Annotated in this window: 19 protein-coding genes; 5 read left to right on the top strand and 14 right to left on the bottom strand. The window is 35.0% G+C overall.

All coding sequences use genetic code 11. From position 1 onward, the window contains the following. Positions 1-78 precede the first annotated feature (78 nt). Positions 79-1,422: a cytochrome ubiquinol oxidase subunit I gene (locus tag TYM08_RS05730; RefSeq protein WP_422382009.1), complete on the top strand. Its 1,344-nt coding sequence runs from the start codon at positions 79-81 to the stop codon at positions 1,420-1,422. Beyond that, entirely contained in the window at positions 1,415-2,413 is a 999-nt protein-coding gene (locus TYM08_RS05725; protein WP_422382008.1) for a cytochrome d ubiquinol oxidase subunit II, read from the top strand. Before TYM08_RS05730 ends, TYM08_RS05725 begins: the two co-directional genes overlap by 8 nt. 46 nt (positions 2,414-2,459) lie before the next feature. Here the strand turns inward: TYM08_RS05725 and TYM08_RS05720 are convergent, their stop codons facing one another. From TYM08_RS05720 to TYM08_RS05670, 11 genes are all read right to left on the bottom strand, one after another. Then, complete coding sequence (locus TYM08_RS05720) at positions 2,460-2,906, bottom strand: chemotaxis protein CheX (RefSeq protein WP_422382007.1); 447 nt, start codon at positions 2,904-2,906, stop codon at positions 2,460-2,462. Between the two features lie 9 nt (positions 2,907-2,915). Further along, positions 2,916-3,266, bottom strand: coding sequence for a response regulator transcription factor (locus tag TYM08_RS05715; RefSeq protein ID WP_422382006.1), 351 nt, complete (start codon positions 3,264-3,266; stop codon positions 2,916-2,918). Beyond that, a complete protein-coding gene (locus tag TYM08_RS05710; RefSeq protein ID WP_422382005.1) occupies positions 3,263-5,401 on the bottom strand; it encodes an ATP-binding protein in 2,139 nt (712 codons plus the stop codon). The genes TYM08_RS05715 and TYM08_RS05710 overlap by 4 nt, the downstream gene beginning before the upstream one ends. A gap of 243 nt (positions 5,402-5,644) precedes the next feature. Beyond that, entirely contained in the window at positions 5,645-8,398 is a 2,754-nt protein-coding gene (locus TYM08_RS05705) for a TonB-dependent receptor plug domain-containing protein (protein WP_422382004.1), read from the bottom strand. A gap of 155 nt (positions 8,399-8,553) precedes the next feature. Continuing rightward, the gene (locus TYM08_RS05700) at positions 8,554-9,861 is read right to left on the bottom strand and encodes a hypothetical protein (protein ID WP_422382003.1); all 1,308 of its coding nucleotides are present in this window, start codon (positions 9,859-9,861) and stop codon (positions 8,554-8,556) included. A gap of 194 nt (positions 9,862-10,055) precedes the next feature. After that, on the bottom strand, positions 10,056-11,327 hold the full coding sequence (locus TYM08_RS05695) for a tetratricopeptide repeat protein (protein WP_422382002.1): 1,272 nt from the start codon (positions 11,325-11,327) through the stop codon (positions 10,056-10,058). Between the two features lie 20 nt (positions 11,328-11,347). After that, positions 11,348-11,980, bottom strand: a complete 633-nt coding sequence (locus TYM08_RS05690) for an energy transducer TonB (RefSeq protein WP_422382001.1) — start codon at positions 11,978-11,980, stop codon at positions 11,348-11,350. A 2-nt stretch (positions 11,981-11,982) separates the two neighbouring features. Then, on the bottom strand, positions 11,983-12,390 hold the full coding sequence (locus TYM08_RS05685) for an ExbD/TolR family protein (RefSeq protein WP_422382000.1): 408 nt from the start codon (positions 12,388-12,390) through the stop codon (positions 11,983-11,985). A 44-nt stretch (positions 12,391-12,434) separates the two neighbouring features. Next, a complete protein-coding gene (locus TYM08_RS05680; RefSeq protein WP_422381999.1) occupies positions 12,435-12,938 on the bottom strand; it encodes a MotA/TolQ/ExbB proton channel family protein in 504 nt (167 codons plus the stop codon). A 2-nt stretch (positions 12,939-12,940) separates the two neighbouring features. After that, the gene (locus TYM08_RS05675; protein WP_422381998.1) at positions 12,941-14,332 is read right to left on the bottom strand and encodes a MotA/TolQ/ExbB proton channel family protein; all 1,392 of its coding nucleotides are present in this window, start codon (positions 14,330-14,332) and stop codon (positions 12,941-12,943) included. 1 nt (position 14,333) lies between these two features. After that, a complete protein-coding gene (locus tag TYM08_RS05670) occupies positions 14,334-15,095 on the bottom strand; it encodes a DUF3450 domain-containing protein (protein ID WP_422381997.1) in 762 nt (253 codons plus the stop codon). Between the two features lie 298 nt (positions 15,096-15,393). On the opposite strand from TYM08_RS05670, the gene TYM08_RS05665 reads away from it, so the two are divergent. Next, entirely contained in the window at positions 15,394-16,434 is a 1,041-nt protein-coding gene (locus TYM08_RS05665) for a PstS family phosphate ABC transporter substrate-binding protein (RefSeq protein ID WP_422381996.1), read from the top strand. Between the two features lie 43 nt (positions 16,435-16,477). On the opposite strand, the gene TYM08_RS05660 is transcribed toward TYM08_RS05665, so the two are convergent. Further along, positions 16,478-17,377 carry a DMT family transporter gene (locus TYM08_RS05660; RefSeq protein WP_422381995.1) on the bottom strand — a complete coding sequence of 300 codons (900 nt, stop codon included), beginning with the start codon at positions 17,375-17,377 and terminating at the stop codon, positions 16,478-16,480. 254 nt (positions 17,378-17,631) lie between these two features. Further along, a complete protein-coding gene (locus tag TYM08_RS05655; RefSeq protein WP_422381994.1) occupies positions 17,632-19,677 on the bottom strand; it encodes an FAD-dependent oxidoreductase in 2,046 nt (681 codons plus the stop codon). A gap of 253 nt (positions 19,678-19,930) precedes the next feature. On the opposite strand from TYM08_RS05655, the gene TYM08_RS05650 reads away from it, so the two are divergent. Further along, positions 19,931-20,911, top strand: coding sequence for an IS1595 family transposase (locus tag TYM08_RS05650; RefSeq protein WP_422381993.1), 981 nt, complete (start codon positions 19,931-19,933; stop codon positions 20,909-20,911). A gap of 75 nt (positions 20,912-20,986) precedes the next feature. On the opposite strand, the gene TYM08_RS05645 is transcribed toward TYM08_RS05650, so the two are convergent. Further along, positions 20,987-21,640 (bottom strand): HAD family hydrolase, encoded by a 654-nt coding sequence (locus TYM08_RS05645; RefSeq protein WP_422381992.1) that lies wholly within the window; start codon positions 21,638-21,640, stop codon positions 20,987-20,989. 142 nt (positions 21,641-21,782) lie between these two features. On the opposite strand from TYM08_RS05645, the gene TYM08_RS05640 reads away from it, so the two are divergent. After that, positions 21,783-22,274 carry an RNA pyrophosphohydrolase gene (locus TYM08_RS05640; protein ID WP_422381991.1) on the top strand — a complete coding sequence of 164 codons (492 nt, stop codon included), beginning with the start codon at positions 21,783-21,785 and terminating at the stop codon, positions 22,272-22,274. The last annotated feature ends 2 nt before the right edge of the window (positions 22,275-22,276 follow it).

Genomic DNA, 22,276 nt, shown 5'->3' with positions numbered 1-22,276 from the left:
AAACATTCTGTAACGATTCAAAGTTATTTCCTCAAATTTTGAATCGTTAGAAAATTTTTTTATAAACAGGTGCACAACATGTTAGAAACATTGATGCTTTCTCGTATTCAATTTGCAGCGAACATTAGCTTCCATATTTTATTTCCCATGATTAACATCGCCCTTGGCTGGATGTTATTTTATTTCAAATTACGTTTTAACCTTTCAGGGAAACAAATTTGGATGGACATCTATCAATTTTGGGTCAAAATTTTTGCCCTGTCTTTTGCCCTTGGTGTCGTAACTGGCATTACCATGTCGTTTCAGTTTGGTACTAACTGGCCAGGGTTTATGGAAAAAGTCGGTAATATCGCAGGGCCGCTTTTAGGTTACGAAGTATTAACTGCGTTTTTCTTAGAGGCGACGTTTTTAGGTATCATGTTATTTGGTATGAAACGTGTGCCGAGTTGGCTACATACACTTGCCTCTTTTTTAGTGGCATTTGGTACTACCCTTTCGGCGTTTTGGATCATCGCCCTTAATTCTTGGATGCACACACCAGCAGGGTTTGAAATGATCGACGGCGTGGCACATGCAACCAGTTGGTTTGAAATTATATTTAATCCTTCCATGCCATATCGTTTAACTCACACTCTTATTGCTTCAGGTTTAACCGCTTGTTTTCTTGTGATTGGAATCAGTGCGTATCGTTTATTGAAATATAAAAATCAAGACGATGCGAAACAATCTTTAAAAACATCATTAAGTTTTTCAGCAGTGCTGATTGTTTTACAATTTATTGTCGGTGACATGCACGGCTTAAACACTTTAGAACACCAACCACAAAAAATCGCCGCCATGGAAGCTATATGGGAAACAGACAGCCATATTCCTTTTGTACTGTTTACTATTCCAGATGAACAAACACGATCAAATAAGTTTGAAATTGCTATTCCTAATGCAGGCAGCTTGGTTTTAAAACATGATGTAAAAGGCGTAGTTCAAGGTCTAAATGATTTTGAACAACACCCACCTGTTAAGCCGTTGTTTTTTGGTTTTCGAATCATGTTAGCCATGGGCGGACTTATGCTTTTAAGTGCACTTATAGGTGTATTTTATCTAGTAAGAAAAAAAGCATTCCCAACCTTTTCATTAAGATTATTCACGCTTATGACTTTTTCAGGTTGGATCGCAAGCTTGGCAGGCTGGTATGTCACAGAAATTGGCAGACAGCCCTACTTAGTTCAAGGTATTTTAACTACCGCTGAAGCGGTAACTGACCAACCTGCTTCTCATGTTGGACTTTCACTAATATTATATTTATCAGTTTATGCTTTATTATTGGTGGCCTATATTCATACCATTTATTATTTAACACGTAAAAAAATTCAGCTGGCAAAAGATAATCATACCCCCGATGAATTAGGAGCAAATTATGTTTGATCAATATTTACCTACCATTTTTTTAGGACTGATGGCGTTATCGATATTTATTTATGCAATTTTAGATGGTTATGATTTGGGTGTTGGTATTTTAATGCCCATGGATAACGAGCCGCAACGGGACAAAATGATTGCCACCATTGGGCCATTTTGGGACGCAAACGAAACCTGGTTAGTACTTGCGGTCGGCATATTATTAATTGCGTTTCCAAATGCACACTCACTGGTTTTAGGCCACTTATATTTACCCGCTACGTTTTTATTAATTGGTTTAATTATGCGTGGTGTCGCTTTTGACTTTAGAGCAAAAGCCCCAACGCAATACAAAAACAGATGGGACCGTGTATTTAAAATTGGCTCACTTGTCGTTACGTTAATGCAAGGTTACATGCTAGGTATGTATGTCATGGGATTTGAAAATACAATACAAAGTGTCGTATTTTCATTACTCAGTGCAATAGGTGTCAGTGCCGCTTATATGTTAATTGGCAGTGCATGGTTGGTGTATAAAACAGAAGGCGAATTACAACAACAAGCAGCTAAATGGGGAAAGTTTGCAGGATACGTATTTATTATTGGCATGATCATTATCAGCAGTACCAATCTATATTTTAAAGAAGACGTCGCACAACGTTGGTTAAGCTTTACAGGATTAATGTTAATGTTGGGTTTATTAATGGCGTCTTTTTATATGTACATGACCATTGATTACCACTTTAAACAAATCCTTGAAAACAAAAAAATAAAAAATGATTACAGTGCATTTTTAATGACCATCGTTTTATATTTAATAGTTGCAGTCGGTTTTGCCTTCAGTTATTTTCCATACGTCGTACCAGGACAAATGCTCGCATCAGAGAGTATTTCTAGCATAGAATCGTTGCGTATCATCTTTTATGGTGTGGCAGTAGTATTGCCTTTAATAATTGCTTATACCTTATTTTCATATTGGATATTTAGAGGTAAGGCAACAGATTTAAATTACGATTAATATAAATAAAAAATCACTCTTTTGAGTGATTTTTTTTGCCTACTGTTTACTCTAAACACACAACCAAATTTGCATCATAAGACTTCCAACTCATAGGCACGACATACACATCAATGTCTTTGGGTAACTGTAATTGATCGGGTACACCCTTAACCACAATGGGCACACTGATCATAAATTGTGAGCCAAAGGATTTTTTTGCGTTTCCTGAAATAGTATTGGCTACTTCGCCAGTTAAATCACTAATATAATGATCCGACTGCACTGATTCACCCATACTCACTAATAAGTGTCTTAACATTACCGAAGGCGCTGTAAAATATACGCAGCCTTTACGCTCGCCTGAAATACCGATAATGCCAGTATAAGATAACGCAGGAGAATCTTTAGAATCAACCAAGTATGGCGTACCTACACTTGCCTCAATATTGGATTCTTTTTTAAAATAATGTTTAACACCCTCTATAAACACTTGAATCTCTTGTTGTTTCATTATTGCCTCTTATTTAAATAATACAGTTAACGCATTTGCTAGTTCTTTTTCTGTAAAAGGCTTTCCTAGAAATCCATTTGCACCACTTTTAATGGCTTCAAGCGCGGTTAACTTATCATCTAATGCAGAGATCACTAAAATCTTTACACTGCTGTTAATTTTACGTATTTCGCCAATACATTGAACACCTTCCATATTTGGCATTGTTAAATCCATAGTGACAAAATCAGGTAATTGTTGATTAAAAAACTCAAGCGCTTCTACCCCATCAATTGCCATTTCATAACTGTGCTCACTTCCTAAAAATCTCTCAACTTTATTACGAATAATTAAAGAATCATCCACAATTAAAATTTTCATACTGCCTCCGATGAAATGTTAAAAAAATTAGATAATTCTTTATTATCTTTAGCATCTAAATTTATAGATATTTTAAATTCTGTATATTCGCGTGGCTTAAATTTCAAAAAGAGCTTCCCATTCAAATTATTAATTAAGTGCTTCACACTATATAACCCTATTCCGTGACCTGCATGGGTAGTATCTTGAGCGTCAACAGTGGTAAAACCTGGATTAAATAAATATCGTATTAATTCTTTATGTGAAATTTTGCTTAAAGTGTTTTCATCCATTAATTTAGACTTTAATACTCTGGCTTTAATTTTCATTACATTAATACCTTGACCATCATCTTTAATGCTCAGTATTAATTGATTACCTTCAACTTTAGAAGTAATTTTAATCACGCCTTCAAAAGATTTACCTAAAGCAGACCGCAAAGATTTACTCTCGATTCCGTGACACACACTATTTCTTATTAGCTGAGTTAATATTTGATCCACATCTTCTTTAATTGAATTAGGAATATCCTTTTTATTAAACTCATTCAAATCCAATCTTAAGGACTTACCCATATCTTTAGAAACCACACTCGCCAAATTTTCAAATGGATGAAATGGATATATAGCACTATCAATGGCAGAAACTTTAGATATTTTATTTTCATTTTGAATAATACGATCATTACCATTTAAGCTTTTTACTAACTGTAAAACCTTATTACTGAATTCTCTTGTTTGTTTTAGTTTTACAGTAATTGGCAACAAATCATTAGCTTGAATATTTTTTTGATCTCGTAGCGTCACAATAATATGCTCAAAATCATGAATTTGGGCTACAAAAACAGGCAAATTAATCGTTGTCGCTTCACCTTTCACTTTATGCGTAATTGCTGATATTTCGTTTAACTTTCGAATTAAACTAAATGAATCGTTGTCTTGATTTTGCAATACCGAATTTATTTTTGTTAATGAATTCTGAATATTTTTAATAAAATCAAATAAATCCTGAGAATTAGAATCAAGTAAAGATAATAATAATTGAAAATCCATATTCGAACTTTCATCAATTTTCTTTAATGCTGATTCCAATTCTATTTGTTTTGAGATATCAGTCACTTTAACCAATAAGTGCTTCAAACGCCCTTTTTCTTTCGCTGGGATAAAATCAAAATTCAAATATCGTGTGACAAAATTTTGAGTTTTAGCATCATACATTTGCGTTTGTATTTTATTCAGTGGGTTTAATTGAGTTAACAGCTCCACCTCAGCATGTTGCGAAAACATAACATGTAAAAAAGATTCAGCTTCTTGTAATGTTTGCTCACTGACTTGCGACTTGATTAACTCTAAGAAATCATGACCAACAAAATCATTTTCATCTTTATTCTCAAATATTATTTTTTTAGAATTTTTTGAATATTGATTACCAATAATATTATCTTCATCTAACAAAAATAAACCATCATCCACTGTATCTAAAATTAAGACCAATTCTTTTTGGACTTTTTTAGTTACTTCATCTGACTTACTCATTTTACGAACTGCATAAAATAGAATGAACACCAAAAACAAAATTGATAATACAATTGATATCTGTTGTAACAAACGCATGTCTTTTGTTTTTTGCTCTGCAAAGGATTCAACAGAATTGGCAAACTCTGTGGATAACGTTGCTAACTTACCCACATATTGATCGGACATCTGCAATGCCATTTCTATTTTCAACTTAAGCTGTGCCACCTCGTAAGGATTTGACAAATCCATTGTGTAGTTGGAATATGCAATCAATGAAATAATATGTCGATATTGCTGCCACATGGATTGCATTTGAATTAATGCTTGCTCATTTGCCTGTCGATAATCTTGCTCGTTTAATAATTGATCATTTCCTTGATCTAGCCCTATTAAAGATGCGCCATAATAAAAAGAATCAATTACTTCATCAAATTGTCGATAGGGTATTTCTAACTCTTCAAAATCCGAATTCGCATCAATACTATTGGTATAAATATCATTTTGAGCTTTCAATAATCCCGCATGCATTTTATGCAATAATGATTCTTGACGATTGGCTAAATGTATCGCATGGGCATCATTTGCTAATTTATAGGATTGATTGATATTTAAAAATAATACTGCAGCGTCGAATATCACAAAAGCAAGTATTGAAAAACAATTAATCGATACTTACCAAAGAAAATTTTCATAACCCATCTCATTTAAAATAAAACGCGGATTGTATTCAAAAAACATGACAGTTATATGACAATATAACTAAAAAAGGGGCAGAAGCCCCTTTCTTTAGTTATGCTTATTAACATAAAACAATTTCTGTAGAACAACTCCTTTAAAACAATTCCTTTAAAACAATTCCTTTAAAACAATTGAAACAAAAACTTAGTCATCTGACCAAATATCAATTGGTAACGCTTCCCAAGTTTTAGAAATAGAGATCGTAAACTTCGCCCCTTCTTGATATTCACGCACAACATTTCCACCTTGAGAGTAAGTATGCGCTCCGTTTAACATATTTTTAGCTTTAAAAGACACAGCCAAACCTACTTGACCTGGAATATTTTGCTTATAAATAAAATCCAACGTACCCCGTCCATCTTCATACACATCTTCATAACCGTCACGACCGGCTTCATCTACACGCTTGCCTGTGTAGTTATATACCAATGTACCCTGTGTGCCTGTATTTATATTGTCATAACCCATTTGAATATTAGCTAGCCAATCCGACTGACCTTGCATCGGTCTTTTGTTATTAGTCATCACACCTTTTTCTTCATCGGTTAATGAAAGTGTTGAGTTAATATAAGTTAAATTACTGGACACATAAAAATCAGATAGTCGACTCTTTGCTAAACCTAAATCATTTTTTACTTCAATTTCAAAACCAAAATTATTTGCTCTTGATAAATTCATGTAAGTGACTAGACCTTCAGAGCCCGCTCTTACACTTTTTTCAATGTGATTTTCAAAGGATTTAAAAAAGGCACCAAAGGTAAATTCTCGATCATTTTTTCCATACCATTCAAAACGGGTATCAATACTGTCAATTGTCGTTGGCAATAAATCAGGATTACCTGCAACTGGATTGCCTGTTTCCACATCATAATATCGCGCACTGGACATTTCCCTAAAATCAGGTCTTGCTACTGTACGACTATATGCAAAGCGCATTTGTTGTGCATCTGAAAAAATATACGTGCCTGTCATTACAGGTAAAATATCAATTTGTTCAAAGGTACCTTTGATGTCTGCATTGGAATTAAAAATATCTCTTGTAATAACCGATTGATTCACACTTTCAACTCTAACGCCTGCCGTACCTCGCATAGTTTCATCAAAAGGATAATCTAACTGTGTATAGCCAGAAAATACAAATTTATCCCCAGTGTAATTATCAGTAGGTGTCGTTGTTTCATTTAATAAATATCCCGTTGAGTTCGATCCGTGAATATTTTCATCAATTAAAATTTCTTCAGGTGTCACGTTAGTAATATTGATTGAACCTGGTACCTGCTGCTCAAAGCGAAAACGACGTGCATCTGAATATCGAGATTTATATAACAACCCCACACCAGCTTTCACTGAACCCTCTAACTGCCCTTTATAAATATGATGCTCCACATCCGATGAAATATCCAAAACGCTATCTTTCATATCAAACCATGCATGTTTAATATCATCAGTGTTAGTGTATAAAGAACTATCACCGTTTTCATCGACAACATAACCATAGGCAACGGTGTTAGGCGCTTCGCGATTGGCTTGGGAATAATTTAATTTCCAAAATGCATCAAACAAATCAAACTGATGTTTACCGTCCACTTGATTAGAAATTAGCTGTCTTGAAATATACTCCACAAAATAATCTTCACGGGTATCTTCAGGGTCGGTATCTTGACTCCAGTTTCCGACTTTCATCGAAGCGGTATCTTGAGCGTCCTGAATAAATAAACTTGTAAATTTAATAGCGTGATCAAATCCAATCTCAACCCCACCAGTTAACATTGCATTTAAACTGACTTCTTCGGTTGTGTAATTATAATCATAAAAACCAGTTTGCTCGCCGTCACCTGAAAACTTAAAGCGTTTTTCTTCGCGATTTTTAGCAGAATACGAATAGGACGAACTTCCTACTAAACCATAAGAATTTTGACCCATATCCCAGCGATTACCATAGGCTATATTAAATGAAACTGGCGGTAAGTTTGTATTTTGTGACGGTGTATATTTTCGATAAAATGACTCGCCGACTTCTTCTATATTATCAACGGCATCAGGGCCTGTGGAAATAATACGTGTTCCACTTTGTTCAATGGCCGTTAAAAGAGTGTCAGACATACCTCGGGTGCCATCATCAAACCCTAACCAATCATAATTTCCACCTGGGTTATAACTGCCATTTGCAAAAGTAGAGCCGGTTAAAAATCCGCCCCCAAAGGATATTTTTGTAAACGGTAAATCAGGTAAGGCTTTAGAGCGCATTTGAATAATACCCCCTGCAAATTCTCCTGGAAATTCAGGTGAGTAGGTTTTTTGCACTAGTACACTTTCTAACACGTTGGTTGGAAATATATCCATTGGTGCCACTTTTTTATTTGGCTCGGGTGAAGGTAATACGGCTCCATTTAATAATGCAGATGAATATCGATCATCTAACCCGCGCACATAAATAAACTTGCCACCCACAAGTGACAAACCAGAGACACGCTTTAAGGCATCACCGGCACTTGAATCGCCAGTTTTTGCCATGTCATCGAAACTTAATACATTGGCAATTTGTGAGGTTTCTTTTTTCTCATCGGGAATAAAATAACCCGTTACGTCTAATTCTTCTGCGTTTTCAATTTCATCATCGGTTGCTTGTGAATATTGTATGTCTTGATTTTGTTCTAGATTTTGTTCTAGATTTTGTGGCTCGACAATTTCTGCATCTTCTATTTCTTCTGCTATCACTTCTTCATTGCGTTGATCGCTTGGCTTGTCTAATTCACCAGTTTGTTCTTCCTCATACAGATCATCGTAATCACTAAAATAATCATCAATTGAAAATTCTTCTTCTGCTAAAACGGATTGCGCTACCAACAATTGTGTTGAAATAATCGCCATTGCTAGCACAGACTTCTTAAACTTCATTTTTAGGCCTTTTCTAAATATCTAATATTTTTTATGGTTCTCTAAGAAAAATTCTTGTTATAAAAACTTTTTTTAGAAAGCTATTTTTGAAACCTAATTGTTTTATACAAACAAAAAAAGGAAGGCAAAGCCTTCCTTTTTTTAAACGTTAGTTTTTATAAACCAACAGTCCAACCAGAAGTCCAGTCAGTTGATCCAACCGCACCTGTAAATTGAGCAGCATCAAAGAATGCATCAGTAATAGAAGCATCAACAGCCGTTACACCTGACACAACAACTTCATTTCCAGTCCATGTTGTGTTCATATCTGTTCCTTCAACTTCACCATCAGTGTAAGTCACAGCACCTTTTGATAAGTTAGCAGTACAGTTTGAAACAACAGTCGCTGTTGCAGTCACAACTGCTTCAGATCCGCCTTCTAAACAATCTTTTTTAGTACCGTTTGAAGTGATATATGCGTTGACTAAAGTAGCCATTGCACGAGCACGGAATTTAACAGCATCGCCATCTTCGTTTGTTGATTTTGCAATAACCGTTAAGTTAGCAATTTTCACATCAGTTTGTGGCATAGAGATTTCAGTTGGCATTGAACCATCATCTTCTTCAGAGTTAATTTCAATACCACGATCGCCAGAAGCGTCTTGTTCAATATAAACGTATTGCAATTTACCTTGGAAACCATGAGTAGCATCTAGAGAATCATCATCGTTACCGGTTAAAACTAAATGTTTAGCATTCACTGCACCGCCAAAAAATTCAACACCGTCATCAAGAGACATATGCACTTGAACATAATCTACTTCTGTTGCAGATCCTACTGCCTGAAATGCAATACCATTTAATTCGTTTAGTTCACCAATTTTTTGACCAGAGTATTTAACCACTACATATTTTAAAGTACCTGAATCATCTGCATTGTTAGTACCTGCATAAAAACCTGAGTTACCTTCACCTTCAGGGTTAACACCTTGGTTAGAAACACCGTACCCACTAATTACTAAGCCACCCCATAAACCTTTAGCTTCAACAAAATTATCTCCAAGTTTTACATCATCCCAATGAGTAAATGTAATTGGATCAGCTGGCGTACCGACCGCTTGAATCTGTGCATCACGACTGACAACCAACACATCTTGACCAGAAACAGCAACAACCGTTGTGCCTGCTTCAATTATGATTGTCGTGTCTTTTTCTTGAGTAGATGTCTTATTATCATCGCCCACTTTTACTACGCCTTCTAATGCCCAGTATTTATCACTGGTTAATGTAATATCTTCATTAATTACACCACTTAATTTACATACTTCTTTTCCATTTAACATATCTTTCATTGCTGTTGCTGTTGCTACTCCACCACAACCAGTTACTACTTCATCCACTTTGTCATCTTCTTCTCCACAAGATGCCAATGCTAATACTGAAGCAGACAAAAGAATCGCTGATGTTAATTTATTAAATTTCATTTTATTACCTATTAATTAATGTTTTTAAAATTAAGTTTTAAAAGATTCTTCTTTCAAAAGTTGGCGCTAATTTAAATTTTTAATATGACAAAATGAGTGATTTTTTATGACAGTTTTATTAAATTATTTCCCTTCTATTTTCTTACAGAGTAAAAAAAAGCCTGATATCAATCAGGCTTTAATTATTGATAAATTTAAAGGTATTTTTCAATAGACTCCACATGACGCTGCTGAGAGTTTAAATATTTCACCCAGGAATTACTTATTTTTAAGGAGCGGTTATCTTCTTTTGCTTTTAAAAATTCTACTCTTGCGGCATCAAACTCATTTAAATTCATTAATGCAACACCAAGCATAATTCGAGCTTGGTCTTCGCGATCCAACTGACCTTTATTAATCGCCATGAATAAATATTCTTTAGCTTGCTCCCAATTTTGTAAAACTGAGGATAATCGTCCTGCAAAATAAGCAGACTTTCCTGTTTCATCAAAATATTGATGATTCATCTTATAAAATTTAATTGCTTTTTCAGTTTCATAAGCGGCTGCAAATTGATCCGCTGCCATCACAATATTTTTATAATTTTTTTCAATAAGCTCATTATTTATTGAATCTTCTAACACTTTACCTGCATAAAATGGCAATTGATTATTTCCAAGTAACATTGCATAGGTAATGATTTCACTTTCTTTATCTAAACGATTGTCTTTATATAGTGCGTCATATATTTCTAATTGCTTGGATATTTCATTTTGCTGGCCATATAACGATGCTAATTGAATAAAGTATTCTTTTTTTGAATTTAACTTAATCAAATCATGCATGGTTTTAATCGCCATGTCTGGTTGTTTATTTTCATAATACAAAACACGTAAAAGTAGTAACCAGTTTTCATCAATGGGCTTATCTTTAATTTGATTAATGCGTATGGCTTCCTTGATTGGAGCTATACCCAGTTTGTATTTTTTTAATTGATAATATGATTGCGCCAATAATAATTGCGCTTGCACTGACTCAGTTTCAGTCAACCTTAACCAATGACGCATAAACTTTACTGCACCATCGAATTTTTTTTGCGCAAAATACAATTGAGCTAAACCAAATACCGTTGAGTATTCTAAATTTTCAGGGATGGATTTAGCGTGTTGTATCACTTTGTGATAATGGGAAATTGCATTTGGGATATCTTCGTTTGTGTAAGCAATAAATCCAAGTAAACTATGAGTCATTGCAATTTCATGCTCATTTAAACGCGCCTCACCTGCTTCCAATATATGTAATTCTTTTAATGCTGACTCAAAGTTTTTTTCATCAATATATTGTTGAGCTAAGGATAAATTACGCAATGCTTTTGCTGTAATTGGTTTAACTGTTCGCTCAATTGCAATTGCAGGAAGTACACTTAACCACAACACACACAACAAAATAACCGCAAAAATAGACTTCATTTTAATATTGTTATTCATTTTTCTTCTCTGCTCTTCTCTTATTGTTGCAGTGTAAAGTTCAATGTTACAACTTCACCCACAGACTGTATTGCCACACCATTCTCTTTTTTCGGTTTATATTTATATCGCATCACCGCAGAAATTGCTGAACGCTCAAATACATTTTGAGGATTAGCATCAATTACTGTGACATCCCTTACTGACCCCGTTTCAGAAATAGTAAATTTAAGTGTCACATATCCTTCCAATCCTTTTTTTGCAGCTGCTTGTGGGTAAATTGGTTGCCCACGCACTATTGGAATAGCGTCACCATCTTCATCTCCAGGGGTTAATGAACTTCCCATACCAATATCAATGCCTGCTGAAAAATCAGAAACTGAAAAATTCACACCGTTATCCACATTATTATTGTTATCCATCGGCGCTAATGGAATATCTAAATCCATTGGCTCCAACACTTCTTGTTTTTGTGGTTTTTGAATTTCTTTTTCGATAACCGTAATTTCAGTTTGTATTTGTATAAAATCAACAATACGCTCTGCTTTGTTATCCAAATCCAAATGATCTTTACTTAAAATCATATAGTTTAAAAGTAAAAATAATGCGCAACTGATGGCTAAAGCTACACTACCTGAAACTGCATAACGAATTAATCCAGATTGATTGATCATGCTTATTCACTCGTCGCCAAAGAAGCATCTAACACACCAGCTTCGCGTGCAGCATCTAATACTTTAACCACTACATCGGTTGTCGACTTGCCATCTGCTTGAATCACCACAGAACCTTTAGGGTTTTCAGCACGTAGTCGTTCAATATTTGCACGCACTTGACGAATATCTATACGACGACGGTCCATCCATACTTCACCATTTTCTTTAACGGCTATCAATATACTTAAATTTTGCACCTGGTTAGCACTAGATGATTCAGGACGTCGAACATCCACACCGGTTTCTTTAATAAATGACGCCGTCACAATAAAGAAAATTAACATAATAAAAACCACATCCAGCATTGGGGTTAAATCTACGGCGGTTTCTTCTTCTATTATTGTTTGAGAGGCTAATTTTCTAGCCATAATAATTCACCTTTTTCGAATTTTTTATTCAACATTACTTAAATTTATTTTTCGATTTCAATCTTATGAGTTAACTGCTCTACTTTACGATCAATAAATGTTTTCATTATTAATCCAAATAACGCAATGGACATACCAGTCATAGTGGGAATAGTTGCTTTAGAAACCCCTGAAGCCATAGATTTTGCATCTGCTGCAGCGTTCACACTCATTCCATCAAACACTTCAATCATGCCTGTCACGGTACCTAATAAACCAAATAAAGGGCACAGCGCAATAAGTGTTGCAATTAATTTAATATTTTTTTGTAACATCACTATTAACTGATTATTTAAGTTTTCTTTTATTTGCAATGCAAACCAGCTTGTATGATCCGAACGTTTTTTCCATGTTTCAAATATAGTTTTTTCATCTTGTTTGATAAATACCCAAAGATACAAAAAACGCTCTAAACACAACATCCACAAACAGGTAGCAACAAAAAAAATTAACCATAAAACATTGCCTCCCTTATTAAAAAACCCTTCCAGTGCAATCATCCATTCCATGATTACACTCTTACACTGTTTTGTGTGGAGTTTTCATTTTGGTTATGATTTTGTTCAATTTGTTGAGCAATTAACCCCAAACACTGTTTATCTAAAATCATAATCATCTCACGTGCTTTAGATGATAATAATGAATGGAAAAATAATAATGGAATCGCAGCGACCAAACCTAAAACTGTTGTTATCAATGCACTAGAAATTCCACCAGCCATTGTTTTAGGGTCGCCCGCGCCAAATATGGTTATCGCCTGGAATGTTAAAATCATACCCACTACAGTGCCAAGTAATCCCATTAATGGTGCTACCATCGACATAAATTTAATCATTGAAAGACCTGCATTAATTTTTGGCATTTCAGCAAGTACTTGTTCTGAAATTCGCAACTCTAAACTTTCCGTGTCCAATGTTTTGTTAGCATTAAAAACGGATAACACTCTACCTAGTGGATTAGAAATATCTATCTTGTTAATATCTTTTAATTGGGCATTCACTTTCATACTCATAATAAATAATGAAAACAAACGCCACACACAAATTACTGCACCAAATGCTAACATGGTTAAAATTGCATAACCGACTAGCTCACCCTGTTTGATTCGCTCCTTTAAGTTAGGTGCATTAATAAGTGCTTTTAATAATCCACCTCCTTTAGCACCTGTTGGATCAAAACCAAATCCAGTAATAGATCCATCAAACTTTTCAACATTTTTTGCACCATTTAAAAATCTTGATGATGGTTGACGACCCAGTTCTACTAATGATCCGGTGATGACGTCATAACTTAAATATTTACCATCAGCTACCACATTAAATCCACCAATGCGTGTCACTGTTTTTTCAACCGTTTGCCCGCTTGGTGTTGAAACTGCGGCTGTAAATTGCACTATTTTTCCAGATTGAGTCATTTCTTCTTGTAATATTAACCATAGTTTTTCAAGTTCATGAATCTCGGGTAATTGAGTGCTTTTTCCCATTTTAGCGTTTAGCTGCATCAAAAAATCTTGGCGACCTTTAATCTGGGAATTGGTTAAACTGTTTGATAAGTGGCTTGAAGCATCCCCAACCGATCCTTGAACCACACCAAACATTTCTTTTAACGTACCCAGGCGTTTATTTAATAATTCTTGTTTTTCAACTAATACAATTTCATTTTTCTCAAATTGACTTTCTAGAGAATCTGATAATGATTCTTGAGTTTCTTTTTCTACCTGAACATTTTCAAACAATTTTTCACGGCTATCATTTTCATTTAAAAATTCTTGTTCACGCTTTTTATTTATTTCAGTAGTAGCAACATTTCCCTGCTTAACAGATTGCATCAATTTTTCTAAATCAGTTTGCGCAACACTTGAAAATGACACACAAATTAATATACATGCGAATATTTTTTTCATTTTATTGCTCCTTAACTGCAGCGACAGGTAACATCATTAAACTTGCTGGTAATTGATTACGCGCAATTCGTATACCGTCTCGAATGGTATTATTAAAATCATCACTAACCGTTGTCCATTTTTTATCCTGCACATTCCAAATTCCACTTTGTTTTTTATCAAGGGTTTGAAAATACAGAGCTGTTCGGCCTATTCTTAATATGTCTACTTCCAAATTTTGTGAATTAACTGTGATATTATCTTGATACGCTTCAATCATAGATCCATATTGCATTTCAACTTGGTAAGCTTCTAATACTTGGCGAAGTTTTTCTGAAACTGTAATTTCAGGATTAATCATCGCCTCTTCTAAAAATACAATTCGCTCATTACGCTCTTTTAACGAAAAAGGAAGATCTAATATCACAAATGATTCTAATGCTTTAATCATTCGTAGCATCAAAGGCATTAACTGGCGTTCAATGTGTGTCACTTTATCTATTGATTCATCTAAAATATTAATATCTTGTTGTTGCGCGTTTACCTGTTCAGTTAATTGAACATTATAAACCTGAAGCCCTTCAACCAATTTTAATTCAGATTGAAACTTTTGAAATAAGGCTAAAGTACTTTGATTTAATGTATCAATTTTTACTTGAGATTGTTGACTGTCTTTAATATTTTTTTCAATTTCAGTCATAATTTGTGCGGGTTCAACTTGAGCAAATAATGGCGTTGATGCAATGGAAATGCTTGCAGCCAATAACGCGTTGCGTAATTTCATGGAGATGCCTAATGTATTTTGATTTTAATGGTATTTGATTTTGTATTTGTTTTTGTAATTTGAATTTAATGATTAATTTATTCCGCGCTATTATGAGGATTTAGATGACAGTTTATTGAAGGTTTTATGACAGATTTGTTAAAAATTTATTACAAAAAAATGACAGCGACACTTATTCATTTTTTATTCATATCAGTCATTGCAAACTCACCTTGTTTTATTTCATAGCTGTAAGAAAACTGTCACATAAGTGTCATATTATGCGCAAAAAATTAACAATCTTTATTAGAGAAATAACATGCCTAAATTTAAAATAATCAATCTCACTATTTTTGCAACTACCATAGTTTGCAGCGGATTATCCCTAGCTCGTGATACCATCAACATTGTGGGTTCATCAACGGTTTATCCATTTGCTACTACAGTAGCAGAGCGTTTTGGTAAAACTTCTGAATTCAGTACACCAACTGTTGAGTCAACAGGAACAGGTGGAGGCTTACAATTATTTTGCCAAGGTGTCGGCAGCGATTATCCTGATATTGCCAATGCATCACGCCGTATAAAAAAATCAGAAATTGGATTGTGTAAAAAAAATGGTATCGATGACATTATTGAAGTATTGGTCGGTTACGATGGGATTGCTTTGGCAAACTCAAACAAAGCAGAACGTTTTCGTTTAACTACACGGGATATATTTTTAGCCTTAGCGCGTCAAGTGCCAGGTAAACGACCAGGCAAGTTAATTGATAATCCTTATCAAACTTGGAAAGATGTGAATCCGTCTTTGCCGAATATTAAAATTCGAGTGTTAGGTCCTCCAGTAACCTCTGGTACTCGTGATGCGTTTAATGAAATTGCATTAGAAGATGGCTGTAAATCTTTTGATTGGTTAGACAAATTAAAATACAAAAGCACTGAACAATACCGTGCCGTTTGCCATTCTATTCGTGAAGACGGTGCGTTTATCGAATCCGGTGAAAACGATAATTTAATCGTGCAAAAATTAGTGGCGGATCCTGAAGCGTTAGGTATTTTTGGTTACTCATTTTTAGATCAAAACAGAGATTTAGTTCAAGCTTCGTCTATCAACGGTCAGTATCCAAGCTTTGAAACCATTGCCAGTGGCGAATACTCTATTTCACGTTCGTTATATTTTTATGTCAAGAAAAAACATGTGGATGTCATTCCTGGTTTAAGACAATTTATGACTGAATTTGTCAGCGAAAAATCCATTGGTGATGATGGTTATTTATTAGACAAAGGCATTATTAGTTTAAGTGAAGATGAAAAGGCGACAGCTAGAAGTAATGTTAAAAACTTAACGCCTATTTCATTCTAAGTACAATTTACTTTTAAAATAGTCCCATTAATGGGACTATTTATTAAACGGGTTTAATTGTGGTACGTTGTGGTTTACTAAGTTTAAACATGGCTATTACGACGACACCCATTGAAAACATTTGATAAACATTTAAAGTCTCACCCAAAATAAGCCAGGCAATAACAGCAGTCACAAATGGGCCTAAACTAGAAATAATAGCCGTATTAGAGGCACCAAAACGTGTAATAGAACTATTAATTAACCACATAGACCCCACCCCAATTACACCCCCTAATACTACAATTAATAATAAAGTTTGATGACCAAACAAATCAAAATCTATGTCGCCATCTACAATAATAAATTGCCCCATAATTGTCATACTTGCCAAAGGCAAAGAAAACAACGTTGCCTGAGTGCCTCCGTATTTTTTAACACTGGACTCAATAAGTACAAAATAGAGTGCATAAAATACAGCGGCAAAAAAAGCAAGCAACATTCCAAACCACGCAAATTCATTCGCTTTGTATTCAAAACCAAAAAACACAACCGTTGCCAAATAAATAATACCCATTGCCAGCCACTGATCTTTAGTTACTGCCTGTCTTCCATTTTTAATCACTAAAAACAAACACACCAATGACGGATACAAATGCACAATTAGTCGTTCTAGATTCACTGAAATATAATTTAAACTGTATAAGTCTAAAAAACTGCTGATATGAAAACCTAATAAACCTATGACCAATAAATAAGCGATGGATTTAAAAGACTCGATGTGGATTTTTTTGAGTTTATACATAATAAAAAGCGCAATACTTACTACTGTAAAAGTAATGATATTTCTTAACATCATGATTTCGACAGTATTAAAACCCTGTGCCATCAATAATTTAATTATCACGGATTTAAACGCCATGATAAAGGTGTAACTTACGATATAGATAAAGCCAATTTTCATTTTTTAATTCTTATAGATATAAAAAGAGTTGGCTGCGTTTTAGGAGGGGAAGATATTTAAAAGGAACTCACATCATGCCGCAAAAAAACGCAGCACGAAATAACATGCCACGAATTAACGTTTACGTTTACTGGCTTGCCATTTTCGGTTATGTGAGTGTTGAATGTTCATGTGATTCTCTGAAAAAATAATTGAATAATGTGCTACGTCTTTTAAAAATAACTTTAAAAGTTAAATAGATCAAGTTATTAATTTTAATTTATACTAATGGCCCATTCTAACGCTTGCCTAATAGCCACTTTCGCATCCAATTGATTTGCATTAAGTGCCCCACCAATCGATTGCATTTTGTCGTTTTGAATATTAAGTTCAACACTGACTTGCCCTGCACAAATAACAAAATAATCCGCTTTGATGATGTCAGGTTTGTCATCTTTGATTATATGTAAACCTTGCTCATCTATTTTTTGATAACTCACCCCCGCTATTTGTTTCACCCCTTCTTTTTTAAGGTTTAGACGATGCACCCAGCCGGTTGTTTTACTTAAATATTTACCTAATTTTTCATTTTTACGCTGTAATAAAGTTATATTTCTAATAGGAGTAATTGGACTCACGTCTGTTTTTAATAAACCCGATTGCTGATCTACCCCCCAGTAATTAAAATAATGTTTGATTTTATTTTGATCAATGGATTTATTATTATGCTCGCCCTCATTAATATGATCACTTAATAAAAATTCACATACATCAAAACCGATGCCTCCAGCGCCAATAACCGCTACTGATGACTGCTTAGGAATTAACTCATCTGCAGATCCGCACTTTAATAATCGCTCATAGCTGAATACGTTTTCACCTTTAAATTTTGAGCCTAAATCTCGCGGTATTATTCCTGTGGCATTCAGTATGTGATCAAATTGATCTAACTCACTGTTATCTAAAATCGGTTTATTTAAAAAAACCTGTACGTTTAATTTAGCCAATTGTTGCTCGTAATATTCAATGGTAAATAAATAGTCCTCTTTACCAGGAATATTTTGCGCCAATAAAAACTGGCCACCTAGTTGATTGGATTTTTCAAACAAACTGACATAATGACCTTTAAGTGCCGCATAGTATGCAGCGGCTAATCCACTTGGTCCCGCTCCAACAATGGCAATCTGTTTTGGCTGTTTTACTTTCGTTAAATCAAACTGGGTTTCATAACAAGCCAGCGGGTTCACTAAACAGCTAGCGCGTTTTTTAACAAACACATGATCTAAACAGGCTTGATTACAGCCAATACAATGATTGATATCACTTAATTGATTGTCCTTAATTTTATTCACAATATCAGGATCTGCCAAAAAGGGTCTTGCCATAGAGACTAAATCGGCCTGTTTTGTTTGCACAATTTCATTTGCAACTTCAGCGGTATTAATTCGATTACTGGCACAAACCAGAATACTCACTTGCTGTTTAATAGCCGCAGTAAAATGCGCATAGGCCGCTTTGGGCACTTGAGTCACAATGGTAGGAATACGCGCTTCATGCCAGCCAATACCTGTATTGATGATACTGGCACCGGCTTGTTCTATTGCTTTAGCAACAATTATTATTTCAGGTAATGTTAGACCGTTTTCAACTAACTCCACCATCGACAATCTAAAAATAATTAGAAACTGCTTAGGATGATTTGCACGGATTTTTGAGACGATTTCAACGGCCAAGCGCATTCTGTTTTCTAATGAGCCGCCGTACACATCATCTCGACTATTGGTTCTTTTGGATAAAAACTGATTAATTAAATAACCTTCACTACCCATCACCTCAACCCCGTCGTATCCCGCACGAGCTGACAAATCAGCACAGCGCACAAACGCATTTATTTGCTTTTGAACTTGTTTGGTCGAGAGTTTTTTGGCAGTAAACACATTAATAGGTGCTTTTGATGTGTCTGCACTTTTAATAAACGGATGAAACCCATACCGACCTGTGTGTAAAATTTGCAGAACCAATTTACAGTCATAACCTTTAATTGCATCGGTAAGTTTTTTGTGGGTTTTCACCTGCCATGAAAATTGTAACGTACCAGAAAAAGGCACTGCCCACCCCGTAACATTTGGAGCAAAACCACCTGTAACGATCAGACCCACACCGCCCTGAGCACGGAGTTTGTAATATTGCGCCAATTCATCAAAATTCTTTTTATGATCTTCTAGCCCAGTGTGCATCGAGCCCATAATAAAGCGGTTTTTTATCCTGACGTCTAATGCATTAATTGGCTTAAACAAAACATTAAAACTCGATTGACTCACGCAGTACTCCCATATTTATACGTTTAATAGAATTCAGTTTAGTCGTAAATAGTGTTTTTCACTTTGTTTTGGAATTTTAGCTGGATTGTTACGTGGCTATTTTATTATCGTGTTTTGGTATGTGATAAAAAAGAGGAATTAAAAACTGGAGTTGATTGGAATATATTTGGCTATGTTTTAAATTGTTGTGGCAGGATGCAAAATCATAATGCTGATCTAAGCTGAGATTTATACACCCACAATGACATAGCCTATGAATCCACAGCATTTTCAAAACATACTTAAGCAGGTAAGCAAGCTCGATCCTGTTCAAAAACAAACTCTAACCACCGCTTTATCTGCACAAGAAAATCCCATTCTTACACGGCTGTCTAAAGAAGTGATTACCCACTCAAAATGCATTCATTGTCAAAGCAACCGCTTGCGAAAATACGGTTTTAGTAATGGCCGGCAGCGATTTTTTTGCAACGAATGTCGCAAAAGTTTTGTGTGCACTCGAGGCAGTGCTTATTTTTATCAGCACAAACCTGAGCTTTGGCAAAAATACTTAGAGCACATGCTTGACCAAGATAGCATTCGGCGTTGCGCAAAAGATTTAAATATTTGTGTGACCACCTCTTTTAATTGGCGTCATCGTTTTATGAATGCTACTCAAAACACCTATGAATCAAGGCTTGAAGGTGTTATTGAAGCAGATGAAACGTATTTTCGAGAATCTAAAAAAGGCGAGCGAAACTTAAACCGACCTGCAAGGCAGCGAGGATCTAAAGCATCCACCCCTGGCATTAATCAGCACGATTGGGTGGCAGTGTTAACCGCTAAAGATCGAAATCATCATGAATTTGATCAAATATTAACCCATGTAAATGGCGCTGAAATCAATCAATGTTTAGGCTGCAAAATTGCCGACGAATCTGTTTTATGTACCGATGGGCAGCCGGCTTATAATCAAATTTGTAAAGAACATCATTTGCATCATGTGGTGATAACCAACAATCAAACACAGCAAAGTTTGTATCATATTCAAAATATCAATAATTATCACAGTCAGTTAAAGCGTTGGTATTTGAAGATGCATGGAGTGGCCAGTAAGTATTTAGCGAAGTATTTGGGTTGGTTTAGAATGCTGGACTGGCACAAATATCAGACCTTTTCTAGCGACATTAAGAGCGAAAGCGAAAAACTGTTTGAATTCAAACTGTTACAGGTGCAGCAACATAAATTTGAAACATAGCCATATAATTTGATTACAATTTGAGCAGTTACGGGTTGTGCTGAATAGATACAAAATTGAAGCGATTACAAATAATCATCGAAGACTGATGATTTCCCAATTTTGACCTTTCGCATATTGCGTTAATGTTTCATCGGCATCCACAGCGATTGGATGGGTCACCATTTTTAACAATGGTAAATCATTATGGCTGTCTGAATAAAAATAACTGCCTTCTAAATCCATAGGATTTGATTTTAGCCACTCATTTAATCGTGTGATTTTACCATCTTGAAAACTAGGTGTACCTGTTGGCTTGCCTGTGTATTTACCATCTATTATTTCACATTGACTGGCGATTAAATCATCGACACCCAAAACCTTTGCTATGGGGCCTGTCACAAACTCATTTGTTGCTGTAATGATTAACAAATAATCCCCTTGGTCTTTATGCTTCTTTAATAGGGCTTTTGCTTGATCAAGCATCATGTCACTGATAACTGTATCCATAAATAATTGATGCAATTCTGTTAATTCATCCTGCGAATACACTGCCAAAGGTTTTAAACAAAAATGTAGATACTCATTAATATCTAACACACCATTTTTGTAATCCAAATAAAATTGATGATTGGCTTGTTCGTAAACTTTAGCGTCTACCTTTTTTTGATCAACTAAAAAGTTGCCCCACGCATGGTCGCTGTCGCCATTAATTAATGTGTTATCTAAATCAAAAATTGCTAATGCCATTGAATTTCACCGAAAAAAAATGAGTACAATACTGTCGATTTCGGTAATAAACAACAATTTACGTAAATTGCCAACAATTACTTGGTGTTTTATTCTATATATGGAAGAATGGCGGTAATGATAAATTTATAAGGGCTGAGATATGATAGATGCCGATGGTTTTAGACCTAATGTCGGTATTATTTTAGCCAATACTAAAGGGCAAGTACTTTGGGCAAAACGTGTTGGGCAGGATGCATGGCAATTTCCACAAGGCGGCATCCATCCTAATGAAACCCCATTACAGGCGATGTACCGAGAACTTAACGAAGAAGTCGGTTTAGACCCTGATGATGTAAAACTTATTGCTTGTACCCGCGGTTGGTTAAAATATCGCTTACCGAAAAAAATGGTGAGGTACCAAAACCTCCCTATTTGCATTGGTCAAAAACAAAAGTGGTTTTTACTACAAATTAATTGTCCTGACAGCAGAATCGATCTAACTTTAGGTGATACTCCTGAATTTGATGGCTGGGACTGGGTGAGCTACTGGTACCCTTTGGCACAGGTAGTTTCTTTTAAAAAAGATGTATACAGACTGGCGCTTAAAGAGCTTGCTCCAAGAGTTAATACAATAACACAACAAAATGGCTAAAT

The organism is Marinicellulosiphila megalodicopiae (genome assembly GCF_045862395.1).
Taxonomy (GTDB): Bacteria; Pseudomonadota; Gammaproteobacteria; order Pseudomonadales; family Natronospirillaceae; genus Marinicellulosiphila; species Marinicellulosiphila megalodicopiae.
Note: the sequence above shows the minus strand (reverse complement) of the source record. Positions and strands in the feature narration are given on the sequence as shown.

Coding starts and splice junctions, on each gene's coding strand:
- TYM08_RS05730 (WP_422382009.1), top strand. CDS start 79: ATGTTAGAAACATTGATGCTTTCTCGTATTCAATTTGCAGCGAACATT.
- TYM08_RS05725 (WP_422382008.1), top strand. CDS start 1,415: ATGTTTGATCAATATTTACCTACCATTTTTTTAGGACTGATGGCGTTA.
- TYM08_RS05720 (WP_422382007.1), bottom strand. CDS start 2,906: ATGAAACAACAAGAGATTCAAGTGTTTATAGAGGGTGTTAAACATTAT.
- TYM08_RS05715 (WP_422382006.1), bottom strand. CDS start 3,266: ATGAAAATTTTAATTGTGGATGATTCTTTAATTATTCGTAATAAAGTT.
- TYM08_RS05705 (WP_422382004.1), bottom strand. CDS start 8,398: ATGAAGTTTAAGAAGTCTGTGCTAGCAATGGCGATTATTTCAACACAA.
- TYM08_RS05700 (WP_422382003.1), bottom strand. CDS start 9,861: ATGAAATTTAATAAATTAACATCAGCGATTCTTTTGTCTGCTTCAGTA.
- TYM08_RS05695 (WP_422382002.1), bottom strand. CDS start 11,327: ATGAATAACAATATTAAAATGAAGTCTATTTTTGCGGTTATTTTGTTG.
- TYM08_RS05690 (WP_422382001.1), bottom strand. CDS start 11,980: ATGATCAATCAATCTGGATTAATTCGTTATGCAGTTTCAGGTAGTGTA.
- TYM08_RS05685 (WP_422382000.1), bottom strand. CDS start 12,390: ATGGCTAGAAAATTAGCCTCTCAAACAATAATAGAAGAAGAAACCGCC.
- TYM08_RS05680 (WP_422381999.1), bottom strand. CDS start 12,938: ATGGAATGGATGATTGCACTGGAAGGGTTTTTTAATAAGGGAGGCAAT.
- TYM08_RS05675 (WP_422381998.1), bottom strand. CDS start 14,332: ATGAAAAAAATATTCGCATGTATATTAATTTGTGTGTCATTTTCAAGT.
- TYM08_RS05670 (WP_422381997.1), bottom strand. CDS start 15,095: ATGAAATTACGCAACGCGTTATTGGCTGCAAGCATTTCCATTGCATCA.
- TYM08_RS05665 (WP_422381996.1), top strand. CDS start 15,394: ATGCCTAAATTTAAAATAATCAATCTCACTATTTTTGCAACTACCATA.
- TYM08_RS05660 (WP_422381995.1), bottom strand. CDS start 17,377: ATGAAAATTGGCTTTATCTATATCGTAAGTTACACCTTTATCATGGCG.
- TYM08_RS05650 (WP_422381993.1), top strand. CDS start 19,931: ATGAATCCACAGCATTTTCAAAACATACTTAAGCAGGTAAGCAAGCTC.
- TYM08_RS05645 (WP_422381992.1), bottom strand. CDS start 21,640: ATGGCATTAGCAATTTTTGATTTAGATAACACATTAATTAATGGCGAC.
- TYM08_RS05640 (WP_422381991.1), top strand. CDS start 21,783: ATGATAGATGCCGATGGTTTTAGACCTAATGTCGGTATTATTTTAGCC.